Below are 10952 nucleotides of genomic sequence, written 5' to 3'. Positions count from 1 at the left end.
GCGTTCTGCGGGATCGGCGCCTGCTTCGACTGCCTGGCCACCGTGGACGGCCGTCCCAACCAGCGCACCTGCCTGGTGCCCGCCGAGCCGGGCACCGTCGTCACCACCCAGGAGGGCCACGGCCGTGCCGACCTCGCCGTCTGAGCCGCTTCCGTACGACCTCGCGGTGGTCGGCGCCGGGCCCGCCGGGCTGGCCGCCGCCGTGACCGCCGCCGAACTCGGGCTGCGCTGCGTCCTGCTGGACGGCGGGCACAGCACGGGCGGGCAGTACTACCGGCACCCGGCACCCGGGCTGGGCGCGGCCCGCCCGGACCGGCTGCACCACGGCTGGTCCGTCTACGCCGGGCTGGCCGCGCGGCTGAGCTCCGCCGAGCGGGCCGAGTTCCGGGCCGGGCACCAGGTCTGGGCGCTGGAACGGACCGGGGACGGCTTCGCGGTGCACGCCACCCGGGGGCCGGAGGCCGCCGACCGGGTCACCATCCGGGCCCGGACGGTGCTGCTCGCCACCGGCGCGTACGAGCGGCAGCTGCCCTTCCCCGGCTGGACCCTGCCCGGGGTGGTCACCGCGGGCGGCGCGCAGGCGATGCTCAAGGCCGGGCTGGTGCTGCCCGGGCGGCGGATCGTGGTGGCCGGCAGCGGGCCGCTGCTGCTCGCGGCCGCGTCCTCGCTGGTCACCGCCGGGGCGGACGTCCCGGCGGTGGTCGAGGCGACGAACTACCTCGGGTACGCCCGGCGTCCCGGCGTGCTGGCGGCCGTCCCCGCCAAGCTGGTCGAGGGCGCCGGGCACGGGAGCGCGCTGCTGCGCCGCGGTGTGCGGCTGCGGCCGCGCAGCGCCGTCGTCGAGGCCCACGGCACGGAGCGGGTCACCGCGGTCACGGTGGCCCGGCTGGACGCCGACTGGCGGCCGGTGCCCGGCACCGAGCGGCGGATCGAGTGCGACGCGCTCGCCGTCGGCCACGGGCTGCTGCCGCAGATCGACCTGGCGACCGAGCTGGGCGCGGACACCGTCACGGGGCCGGACGGCGCGGTCGCGCTGAAGGTCGACGCCCGGCTGCGCACCTCCGTGCCCGGCCTGTGGTCCGCGGGGGAGACCAACGGTGTCGGCGGTGCGGACCTCGCCATCGCGGAGGGCGAGTTGGCCGGGCACGCGATCGCCGGGGTGCTGCCGGAGGCCGCGCTGTTGCGCCGCCGGGCACGACTGCGCTCCTTCGCCGACCTGATGGCCGCGGCCCACCGCCCCGGCCCCGGCTGGACCGGGTGGCTGCGCCCGGACACCGACGTCTGCCGGTGCGAGGAGGTGCCGGTGGCGAAGGTCCGGGAGGCGGTGGAGGAGCTGGGCGCGGGCGATCCCCGCACCGTCAAGCTGCTCACCCGGGCCGGGATGGGCTGGTGCCAGGGCCGGATGTGCGGTCCGGCCGTGGCCTGCCTGTCCGGCTCGGGTGAGCCGGGCCCGGACCGGCGGCCGTTCGGCTGCCCGGTTCCGCTCTCGCAGCTGGCGGCGGGGGCCGCCGACTCCGCTGCCGCGGCGGAGTAGCGCCGACCGCCGAAAACGTGGGCCGGGGACTCTTGTCTCCGGCCTGTCCCCTCTAATAAAATGTCACACCTCACCAAGGAGCGCATCGTGTCCATCACCCCCCGCGACACCACCCGTCCCTGGCGCGGCATCATGGTCGCCACCACGATCCCGCTGCGCTCGGACCTCTCCGTCGACTACGACGCCTACGCCGAGCACGTCCGCTGGCTGATCGAGTCCGGCTGCGACGGTGTCGTCCCCAACGGTTCGCTGGGCGAGTACCAGACGCTCACCGCCGAGGAGCGCGCCCGGATCGTCGAGGTCGCGGTCGAGGCGGCCGGCGACGGCGCCCGGGTCATGCCCGGGGTGGCCGCGTACGGCAGCGCCGAGTCCCGCCGCTGGGCCGAGCAGGCCGCCGAGGCCGGAGCGGGCTCCGTCCTGCTGCTGCCGCCGAACGCCTACCGGGCCGACCACGCCTCGGTGCGCGCGCACTACGCCGAGGTCGCCAAGGCCGGCGTGCCGATCGTCGCGTACAACAACCCGATCGACACCAAGGTCGACCTCGTGCCCGCGCTGCTCGCCCAGCTGCACGGCGAGGGCTCGATCGTGGCCGTCAAGGAGTTCAGCGGCGACGTCCGCCGGGCGTACGAGATCGCGGAGCTGGCCCCCGGGCTGGACCTGCTGATCGGCGCCGACGACGTGCTGCTGGAGCTGGCGCTGGCCGGTGCCGTCGGCTGGATCGCCGGGTACCCGAACGCCCTGCCCGAGGCCTCGGTGGCGCTCTACGACGCCGCCGTCTCCAAGGACCTGGAGACCGCGCTGCCGCTGTACAAGTCGCTGCACTCGCTGCTGCGCTGGGACTCCAAGACCGAGTTCGTCCAGGCCATCAAGCTCTCCATGGACATCGCCGGGCGCCCCGGCGGCCCCGTCCGGGCGCCGCGCCTGCCGCTCACCCCCGAGATCGAGGCGGCCGTGCGCGCGGCCACCGAGAAGGCGCTGGCGGAGGGGCTTGCGTAGGGCGTGTCATTTCCGGCCGGCTGCGGCGGCAGCCGGCCCCAAACCATCGTTTCAGCAAGGGAGTTGTGAGCCATGCGCAGCCGTCACGTGTTCCACGCCGTCGACTCGCACACCGAGGGCATGCCGACCCGGGTGATCACCGGCGGCTTCGGCGTCATCCCCGGCGCCACCATGGCCGAGCGCCGGGTGCACTTCCAGCAGCACCTGGACCACTTCCGCACCCTGCTGATGTACGAGCCGCGCGGGCACGCCGCGATGAGCGGCGCGATCCTGCAGCCGCCGACCCGGCCGGACGCCGACTACGGGGTGCTCTTCATAGAGGTGTCCGGGCTGCTGCCGATGTGCGGGCACGGCACCATCGGCGTCGCCACCGTGCTGGTCGAGACCGGCATGGTGCCGGTGGTCGAGCCGGTCACCACCGTACGGCTGGACACGCCCGCCGGGCTGGTGGTCGCCGAGGTGCGGGTCGAGGACGGCGCGGCCAAGGCGGTGACCATCCGCAACGTGCCCTCCTACTCCGTCGCGCTGGACCGCAAGATCGAGGTGCCCGGCTACGGCACCGTCGGCTACGACCTGGCGTACGGCGGCAACTTCTACGCCATCCTGCCGCTCGCCGAGTTCGGGCTGCCGTTCGAGCGGGAGCGCAAGCAGGAGATCCTGGACGCGGGCCTCGCCCTGATGGACGCCATCAACGCGGGCCCCGACCGCCCGGTGCACCCGGAGAACCCGTCCATCCACAGCTGCCACCACGTGCAACTGCTCGCCCCGGGCTCCACCGCCGAGCACTCCCGGCACGCGATGGCCATCCACCCCGGCTGGTTCGACCGCTCGCCCTGCGGCACCGGCACCTCGGCGCGGATGGCGCAGCTGCACGCACGCGGCGAACTCCCGCTCGGACGGGACTTCCGCAACGACTCCTTCATCGGGACGACCTTCATCGGTCGGCTGGTCGAGGAGACGGAGGTCGCCGGGCAGCCGGCCGTGGTGCCCACCGTCACCGGACGGGCCTGGGTCACCGGCACCGCCCAGTACTTCCTCGACCCGAGCGACCCGTTCCCGGCCGGGTTCCTGCTGTGACGCTGGGCGAACCATCTTCGAAAGGCTGGTAGTCGTGACCATCACCTCGTACAACCCCGCCGACCCGACCGACCTCGTGGTCGCCGTCGAGGAGCCCGGCGCCGAGGCCGTCCGGGCCGCCGTCGGGCGGGCCCGGGCCGCGCAGGGCGACTGGCTGGCGGCCGGCGCGGGCGCCCGCTCGGCGGCGCTGGGCCGGATCGCCGAGGCGGTCGAGGCGCACGCGGAGGAGCTGGCCGCGCTGATCGTGCGCGAGGTCGGCAAGCCGCTCGCCGAGGCGCGCGGGGAGGTCGCCCGCACCGCGGCGATCTGGCGGTACTACGCGCAGGCGCCGTACGCGCCGTCCGGAGCGGTCCACGAGACCGCCGCCGGGCCAGGGCTGCTGCTCACCCGGCGCCGCCCGTACGGGGTGGCCGGGCTGATCGCGCCGTGGAACTTCCCGCTGGCGATCCCGAGTTGGAAGGCGGCGCCGGCGCTGGCGGTCGGCAACACCGTGGTGCTCAAGCCCGCTCCCGAGGCGACGGCCTGCGCGCTGCGGCTCGCCGAGCTGGCCGGGCTCCCGGCCGACGTGTTCACCGTGCTGCCGGGCGGGGCGGAGGAGGGCTCCGCGCTGGTCGACACGGCGGACGTGGTGTCCTTCACCGGCTCGACCGGGGTCGGCCGGGCCGTGGTGCGCGCCGCCACCGAGCGCGGCGTGCCGGTACAGGCCGAACTCGGCGGGCTGAACGCCGCGTTGGTGCTGCCGGACGCCGACATCGCGCTGGCCGCCGCCCACATCGCGGCCGCCATCGCCGGGTACGCCGGGCAGAAGTGCACCGCCACCAGCCGGGTGATCGCGGTCGGCGCCGCGTACGAGCCGCTGCGGGAGGCCCTGGTCAAGGCGCTGGAGGCGGTGGACGACGCGGTCTGCGGGCCGGTGGTCAACGCCGCCGCCCGGGACCGGCTGACCGGCGCCGTCTCCTCGGCCGCCGAGGCCGGGGCGAGCGTGCTGACCGGCGGCGGGGTGCCCGAGCGGGCCGGCTGGTTCATCGAGCCGACCCTGCTCGCCGACGTACCGGCCGAACACCCGCTGGCCCGCGAGGAGTTCTTCGGCCCGGTCGCGGTGCTGCACGAGGCCGCCGACCTGGACGCGGCGATCGCCCTCGCCAACGACACCCCGCACAGCCTCGCCACCTCGGTGCACACCCGCAGCCTGGACGTGGCGCTGGCCGCCGCCGACCGGCTCGACGCGGGCATGATCCGGGTCAACGCCCCCTCCAGCGGCGTCGACTTCCACCTGCCCTTCGGCGGGGCCAAGGGCGCCAGCCACGGCGAGCGCGAACAGGGCCAGGCCGCACTGGAGTTCTACACGGTCAGCCGGACCGTCAGCGTGCTGCCGGGTGGAGGTGCCTGATGCGCGTCAGTACCGTCGACTACCACACAGCCGGTGAGCCGTTCCGGATCGTGCTGGACGGCGTGCCCGGGATCCCCGGTGACACCGTCGCCGAACGCCGGGCCATCGCGATCGGCGCGGGTGGCAGCGCGACCGCGCCCCGGCCGTCCGAGCTGGACGCCGTCCGCCAACTCCTCGTCAGGGAGCCGCGCGGGCACGCCGGGATGTACGGCGGCTTCCTGGTGCCGCCGGACGACGAGGAGGCGCACCTGGGCGTGCTGTTCTGGCACAAGGACGGCTACTCGACGGCCTGCGGGCACGGCACCATCGCGCTCGGCGCGTGGGCGGTGGACTCCGGCCTCGTCGAGGCCCCCGAGGACGGCGTGGCGCGGGTGCGGATCGACGTGCCGTCCGGGCGGGTCACCGCCCTGGTGCACCGGGCCGGCGGGCGCACCACCGGCGTGACCTTCCGCAACGTGCCCAGCAGGGTGAGCGCGCTCAAGCTGCCGGTCACCACCTCGCGGGGCACGGTGGAGGTCGCGGTGGCGCACTCCGGCGCCTGCTACGCCTCGGTGTCGGCGGCGGCCCTCGGGCTCGCGGTCGAGCCGGCGCAGCTGCCCGAACTCACCGCCGTGGGGCGGGAGATCAGGGAGCTGCTGGCCGACTCGGAGGCCGTGGCGCACCCGACGGACGCCCGGCTGTCGGGCGTCTACGGGGTGGTGCTGTACGACGAACTCCCCTCCGTGGGGCGGTGGTTGAACCAGCGCAACGTCACCGTCTTCGCCGACGGACAGATCGACCGCTCGCCCTGCGGCTCCGGCACCTCGGCCCGCCTCGCGGTGCTCGCCGCCGAGGGGCGGCTCGCGCCGGGGCAGGAGCTGCGGCACGAGTCCGTCATCGGCACGGTGTTCACCGGCCGGGTGCTCGCCGGTGGCGACCCGCTGGACGAGGGCGTCGTCACGGAGGTCACGGGGACCGCCCACCGCACCGGGGAGCACACGTTCGTGCTGGAGTCGGCGGACGAGCTGGGAACGGGGTTCCTGCTGTGACCGGTTCCGTACTACCCGGTGCGGTCGCTGAGCCGCTCCAGTGCACCGTGCCGGGAGTCGGCGGGGTCGGGCCCGCCGACGCGGTGCGGGCGATCGAGCGGGTGCTGCTGGACGGGTTCGACCCGGAGGCAGCACCCGCCCGGTCGGCCGTGCCGGTACCGGCGGGGGAGCTGCTGCTGATGCCCGCCGCCGCCGGGCCGTACGCGGGCGTCAAGATCGCCGGGGTCGCGCCGGCCAACCCGGAGCGGGGGCTGCCCCGGATCACCGGCAGCTACCTGCTGCTGGACGGGCCCACCCTGCTGCCGGTGGCCGTGCTGGACGGCGCCGCGCTCACCGCGCTGCGCACGCCCGCCGTGACCGCCGCCGCGCTGGGGCGGCTGGCGGCGCCGGAGGCCGAGCACCTGGTGCTGTTCGGCTCCGGGCCGCAGGCGTACGGGCACCTGGACGCACTGCTCGCCGTCCGCCGGCTGACCCGCCTCACCGTGGTGGCGCGCAACGCCGAACGGGCGGAGATGCTGGCGGCGTACGGGCGGGAGCTCGGGCTGGCGGCCTCGGTGGGGGCGCCGGAGGCCGTGGCCGCAGCGGACCTGGTGGTCTGCTGCACCACCGCCCGGACGCCGCTGTTCGACGGCGCGCTGGTGCCCGGGCACGCGGCCGTCGCGGCGGTCGGCTCGCACGAGCCGGACGCCCGGGAGGTGGACGGGGCGCTGGTCGAGCGGGCCGAGCTGTACGTGGAGGCGCGCTCGGTCGCGGAACGCGAGGCCGGGGACCTGATCATGGCGGGCGTGGGCGGGCGGCAGGTGTGGAACCTGGCCGAGCTGGTGCGCGGCGAGGCGCCGGTGCCGTCCGGGCGGCCGAGGTTCTTCAAGAGCGTCGGGATGGCCTGGGAGGACCTGGCGGTCGCGGCGGAGGTGTACGAGACCTCCCGGCGCCGGTCGTAGGACCGCGTCCCGGGGCCGCTGTCCCGAGGGGGTGTCAGTCGCCGTGGAAGGCGACCCAGCTGCCCGGGGTGGCGGCGCAGTGCGCGAGCAGGTTGCGCAGGTCGCGGACGGCCGCCCGCTGCTCCTCGGTGGTGCAGCGGGCGAGCAGGGTGGTGGCCTCCTCGAACGCGGCGCCCGCGTCCTGTTCGTTGAACAGCGTGTCGCCGTACGGGTCGATCCGGTGGAGTCGGTGGCCGGACGGGTCGGCGTGCGCGGCCAGGGCCTCGGCGAGGGCCTGGCCGTGGTCGGTCGAGAGGTGCAGCATCGTCGGGCTCGTGCGGCGGCCGTTGTTCGGACGGCCCTCGTACAGGGCGATGTCGATTCCCATGGTCCGTTACCCCGGGCGGTGGTCGGAAGTTGTGGAGCTGGAGCCGGTGCGGCGGGACGGGATCCCCTGCCGCGCCGGCTCCTTCGCGTTTCGGTTCCGCGTTCCGTGTCTCCGGTGCGTGGTCAGGGGCGGTAGGTGGCGAGCAGCCGGGCCAGGTGCCGGCCGGTGACGTGCAGCGGTTCCTCGCTGCGGGCGACCTGGGCGGCGAGTTCGGCGCCCTCCAGGGTGTTGATGACGGTGCCGGCCAGGTCGCGGGCGTCCTCGGGGCCGATGCCGGCGGCGCGCAGCCGCTCCTCGACGATGGCCCGCCAGTTGGTGAAGGCCTCGGCCACGGCCTGCTCGATCACCGGGGCACGGCCGATCGTCTCCAGGGCGGTGCTGGTGATCGGGCAGCCGTCCTGCCAGTCGGAGGCATGCAGTTCGCGGGCGAGGATCGCGGTGCACGTGGTGACCGCCTCGGCCAGGTCCTCGGAGGAGCCGAGCCCGGCGCGCAGCAGCACGGCGAACTCCTCGTCGCCGTGCCGGATGGCTTCGGCCGCCAACTCCTGTTTCCCGCCGGGGAAGAAGTGGTAGACGGAGCCGAGGGTGGCTTCGGCCTCGCGGGAGATCTGCTTGATCCCGGTGCCTTCGTACCCCTGGCGTTGCAGCAGGCGGGAGGTGGCCCGGACGATCCGCTCGCGGGTGCCGGTGGTGGGCTTCCCGGTGGTCTTGACGGCGGGCTTCGCGGGCGTCTTCACGGCGCGATCCTAACCGAGGCTTGGTAGAGCGTTCGTTCCAATTCCTGTGCTAGCGTCTCAGCCGGGCTCTAGATAGAGCGTTCGTTCTAGGGGAGGGATAGGCGCATGTCCGTCGAGCGGCAGGACGAGCGGCAGGAATCGAAGGCGTCCGTGACGGTGATCGGACTCGGCCCGATGGGGCGGGCCATGGCGGGGGCGTTCCTGGACGCCGGGTACGCCGTCACGGTGTGGAACCGTACGGCCGGGCGGGCGGACGGACTCGTCGCCCGGGGGGCGGACCTGGCGCCGAGCGCGGAGGCGGCGGTGGCGGCCAACGACCTGGTGGTGCTCAGCCTCACCGACTACGACGCGGTGTTCGCCGTGCTGGAGTCGGCGGAGCGGGTGGTGGCCGACAAGGTGATCGTCAACCTCAGCTCGGACACTCCCGCGCGGGCCCGGGAGGCGGCGCGGTGGCTCGCCGAGCGTGGGGCCGGACACCTGGCGGGCGGGGTGCAGGTGCCGCCCAGGGGGATCGGCAGCCCGGAGTCCTCGACCTTCTACAGCGGGCCGGTCGAGCTGTTCCAGCGGCACCGGACGGCCCTGGAGGTGCTGACCGGGGCCGACTACCGGGGCGACGACCCCGGGCTGGCGCAGCTCTACTACCAGATCCAGATGGACCTCTTCTGGTCCTCGATGGGCGGCTACGTGCACGCCATGGCCGTCGCCGAGGCCAACGGGATCTCGGCCGAGGAGTTCAAGCCGTACGCCGTCTCCACCGCCTCGCTGATGCCGGGGATGATCGAGTTCTACGCGCCGCGGATCGCGGCCGGGAACCACGGCGGGGACGTCGACCGGATGGCGATGGCGCTCGCCAGCATCGAGCACGTCCGGCACACCGCCGAGGCCTCCGGCGTGGACGACGGACTGCTGGCCGCCCTGGCCGAGGCGGTCGGCCGCGGCGTCGCGGAGGGGGACGGCGCGGCGAGCCTGACCGCGATGGTGGAGCGCTTCCGCCGGGCGTAGGGCGCTTCCCGTGGATCGTGTGCCGCCGGCCGTTGTCACGGCCGGCGGCCGCTGCCACCATGGGCGTCGGCGGGTTGACGAGGTGTTCGTATCGTGGAATGTTGCACACTCAACGTAACGTGACATTGTACACTGGTGTTCTGCACCCACCGGAGGAACACCATGGCCGACCTCAAACCCCGCACCCTGATCTCCGTACAGGAGCGGCTCCGCGACCAGGTCGCCCACGCGCTCCGGGCCGCCCTGATCTCCGGCGAACTGCGCCCCGGAGTGGTGTACTCCGCGCCCGCGCTCGCCGCCGACTTCGGCGTCTCGGCGACCCCGGTGCGCGAGGCCATGCTCGACCTCGCGCGGGAGGGCCTGGTCGAGGCCGTCCGCAACAAGGGCTTCCGGGTCACCGAGCTCACCGAGCGCGACCTCGACGACTACACCGAGATCCGCGCCCTGATCGAGGTCCCCACGGTGGGCCGGGTGACCAGCACCGCGAGCAAGGAGCAGCTGGAGCGGCTGCGCCCCCAGGCCGAGGCGATCGTCGCGGCCGCGCGCAAGCACGACCTGATCGGCTACCTGGAGGCGGACCGGCAGTTCCACCTCGACCTGCTGGCGCTGGGTGGCAACGCCCGGCTGGTCGACGTGGTCAGCGACCTGCGCAAGCGCTCCCGGCTGTACGGGCTCACCCGGCTCGACGAGCAGGGCCAGCTGGTGTCCTCGGCGGAGGAGCACCTGGAACTGTTGGACCTGATGATCTCCGGCGACGCCCCGGCGGCCGAGGCCTGCATGACCCGCCACCTCAGCCACGTGCGCTCCCTGTGGGCGGGCCAGGAGGAGCCCGAGCCCGCGACGCCGGCCCGTCGGCTGCGGGCCCGATAGGGGGCTAAACCACTCGTTCGGGTGAGAACTGAGGATCGCGTGCAGGAAGACGCTCGCGTTCTACGATGATGCTCTCGACATCGGCAGCCAGGAGGAAATCCATGTCCGCCGCAGCAGTGGAAGAGCCGTTCGAGCAGATGAAGCTGCTCGAAACCGCAGAGCTGATCTCCAAGCAGTTCGTGGGGCACCGGGTCGAGATCCTCGGAGGGCAGATCACAGTGACGCCGACGGCAGACGGCCAGCACGGTGACTCCCTCACCACGATGAGCGTCCCGTTCATCGTGGCGGGCCTTCACGGCGAGGAGAGCCGAGTAATTCAGGGGATCGGGATCTGGCTGCCCGATGGCCCCTCGGACTACGCCATTCCGGACCTGTCGATCGTCGATGCCGACTATGCCGATCACTTGATCGAGAAGAACAACTACGACCCTTCGATCTTCAGGCTTGTGGCCGAGGTGACGTCGTCGAACCACCTGACCGATCTGAAGGTCAAGCCGGCGTTGTACGCCGGTGCGGGAGTGCCTGTCTACCTCATCGTTGACCGCAAGAACCTGAAGGTCATGGTGCTGACCGACCCGCAGGACGGCGAATACCGAGTGCACGCCGTCCACCACCCGGGGCAGTCGTTCAAGCTGCCGGAGTCGATCGGGGCGTCGGTGACGCTTTCGGTGGACGACGTGCTCATCGTCAAGAAGTAGCTCACACCGCTGCGGGCAGCGTCAGCCGGCCGTCGCGGACTTCGGCGATCTGGTCGACGGCCGTCAGGTGGGTGCGGTCGTGGGTGACCAGGACGGTGGCCGTCGCGCGGCGGTGGGTGAGGTCGGTGATCAGGTCCAGGACCGCGGCGCCGCGTTCGTGGTCGAGGGCGCTGGTGGGCTCGTCCACGAGCAGGACGGTCGGGTCGTTCATCAGGGCGCGGGCGATGTTGATCCGCTGGCGCTGCCCGCCGGAGAGCTGGTGCGGGCGGCGGTTCGCCTGGTCGCGCAGGCCGACGGAGTCCAGGAGTTCCA

General features: G+C 73.8%; 13 protein-coding genes. 10 read left to right on the top strand and 3 right to left on the bottom strand.

Annotated elements, in window-relative coordinates; translation table 11 throughout:
• From J0670_RS17390 to J0670_RS17360, 7 genes are all read left to right on the top strand, one after another.
• A partial coding sequence (locus J0670_RS17390; RefSeq protein ID WP_207812516.1) for a 2Fe-2S iron-sulfur cluster-binding protein occupies positions 1-144 on the top strand: 144 nt, incomplete at its 5' end.
• Positions 125-1534, top strand: coding sequence for an NAD(P)/FAD-dependent oxidoreductase (locus J0670_RS17385; protein WP_207812513.1), 1410 nt, complete (start codon positions 125-127; stop codon positions 1532-1534). The genes J0670_RS17390 and J0670_RS17385, both read left to right, overlap by 20 nt.
• A 132-nt stretch (positions 1535-1666) precedes the next feature.
• Positions 1667-2530, top strand: coding sequence for a dihydrodipicolinate synthase family protein (locus J0670_RS17380; RefSeq protein WP_243437147.1), 864 nt, complete (start codon positions 1667-1669; stop codon positions 2528-2530).
• Between the two features lie 72 nt (positions 2531-2602).
• Positions 2603-3607, top strand: coding sequence for a proline racemase family protein (locus tag J0670_RS17375; protein WP_207812511.1), 1005 nt, complete (start codon positions 2603-2605; stop codon positions 3605-3607).
• Positions 3608-3641: 34 nt separating this feature from the next.
• Entirely contained in the window at positions 3642-4997 is a 1356-nt protein-coding gene (locus J0670_RS17370; RefSeq protein WP_307806562.1) for an aldehyde dehydrogenase family protein, read from the top strand.
• A complete protein-coding gene (locus J0670_RS17365) occupies positions 4997-6025 on the top strand; it encodes a proline racemase family protein (protein WP_207812510.1) in 1029 nt (342 codons plus the stop codon). The genes J0670_RS17370 and J0670_RS17365 overlap by 1 nt, the downstream gene beginning before the upstream one ends.
• Positions 6022-6966 carry an ornithine cyclodeaminase family protein gene (locus J0670_RS17360; protein WP_307806561.1) on the top strand — a complete coding sequence of 315 codons (945 nt, stop codon included), beginning with the start codon at positions 6022-6024 and terminating at the stop codon, positions 6964-6966. Before J0670_RS17365 ends, J0670_RS17360 begins: the two co-directional genes overlap by 4 nt.
• A gap of 34 nt (positions 6967-7000) precedes the next feature.
• Here the strand turns inward: J0670_RS17360 and J0670_RS17355 are convergent, their stop codons facing one another.
• Together J0670_RS17355 and J0670_RS17350 are read right to left on the bottom strand one after the other, a co-directional pair.
• Positions 7001-7333, bottom strand: coding sequence for a hypothetical protein (locus J0670_RS17355; protein ID WP_207812509.1), 333 nt, complete (start codon positions 7331-7333; stop codon positions 7001-7003).
• Positions 7334-7455: 122 nt separating this feature from the next.
• Positions 7456-8070, bottom strand: a complete 615-nt coding sequence (locus tag J0670_RS17350) for a TetR/AcrR family transcriptional regulator (RefSeq protein WP_207812508.1) — start codon at positions 8068-8070, stop codon at positions 7456-7458.
• A 105-nt stretch (positions 8071-8175) separates the two neighbouring features.
• Here J0670_RS17350 and J0670_RS17345 point away from each other — a divergent pair, with 105 nt between their 5' ends.
• The 3 genes from J0670_RS17345 to J0670_RS17335 all read left to right on the top strand — a co-directional run bounded on the left by J0670_RS17345 (position 8176) and on the right by J0670_RS17335 (position 10640).
• Positions 8176-9072: an NAD(P)-dependent oxidoreductase gene (locus tag J0670_RS17345; RefSeq protein ID WP_207812507.1), complete on the top strand. Its 897-nt coding sequence runs from the start codon at positions 8176-8178 to the stop codon at positions 9070-9072.
• A 162-nt stretch (positions 9073-9234) separates the two neighbouring features.
• Positions 9235-9942: a GntR family transcriptional regulator gene (locus tag J0670_RS17340; RefSeq protein WP_207812506.1), complete on the top strand. Its 708-nt coding sequence runs from the start codon at positions 9235-9237 to the stop codon at positions 9940-9942.
• A gap of 101 nt (positions 9943-10043) precedes the next feature.
• Positions 10044-10640, top strand: a complete 597-nt coding sequence (locus J0670_RS17335) for a Uma2 family endonuclease (protein WP_207812505.1) — start codon at positions 10044-10046, stop codon at positions 10638-10640.
• Between the two features lies 1 nt (position 10641).
• On the opposite strand, the gene J0670_RS17330 is transcribed toward J0670_RS17335, so the two are convergent.
• Positions 10642-10952: ATP-binding cassette domain-containing protein (locus tag J0670_RS17330; protein ID WP_207812504.1), on the bottom strand; the 311-nt coding region annotated here is incomplete at its 5' end.

It is taken from the genome of Streptomyces sp. FH025 (assembly GCF_017427025.1).
In the GTDB taxonomy this organism is placed as follows: domain Bacteria; phylum Actinomycetota; class Actinomycetes; order Streptomycetales; family Streptomycetaceae; genus Kitasatospora.
The sequence above is the reverse complement of the archived record's forward strand: the minus strand, read 5'-3'. Positions and strand labels throughout refer to the sequence as shown.

Bases quoted from the DNA above. Each gene is read 5' to 3' on its own strand.
- J0670_RS17380 (WP_243437147.1), top strand. From the start codon at position 1,667: ATGGTCGCCACCACGATCCCGCTGCGCTCGGACCTCTCCGTCGACTAC.
- J0670_RS17375 (WP_207812511.1), top strand. From the start codon at position 2,603: ATGCGCAGCCGTCACGTGTTCCACGCCGTCGACTCGCACACCGAGGGC.
- J0670_RS17365 (WP_207812510.1), top strand. From the start codon at position 4,997: ATGCGCGTCAGTACCGTCGACTACCACACAGCCGGTGAGCCGTTCCGG.
- J0670_RS17355 (WP_207812509.1), bottom strand. From the start codon at position 7,333: ATGGGAATCGACATCGCCCTGTACGAGGGCCGTCCGAACAACGGCCGC.
- J0670_RS17345 (WP_207812507.1), top strand. From the start codon at position 8,176: ATGTCCGTCGAGCGGCAGGACGAGCGGCAGGAATCGAAGGCGTCCGTG.
- J0670_RS17340 (WP_207812506.1), top strand. From the start codon at position 9,235: ATGGCCGACCTCAAACCCCGCACCCTGATCTCCGTACAGGAGCGGCTC.
- J0670_RS17335 (WP_207812505.1), top strand. From the start codon at position 10,044: ATGTCCGCCGCAGCAGTGGAAGAGCCGTTCGAGCAGATGAAGCTGCTC.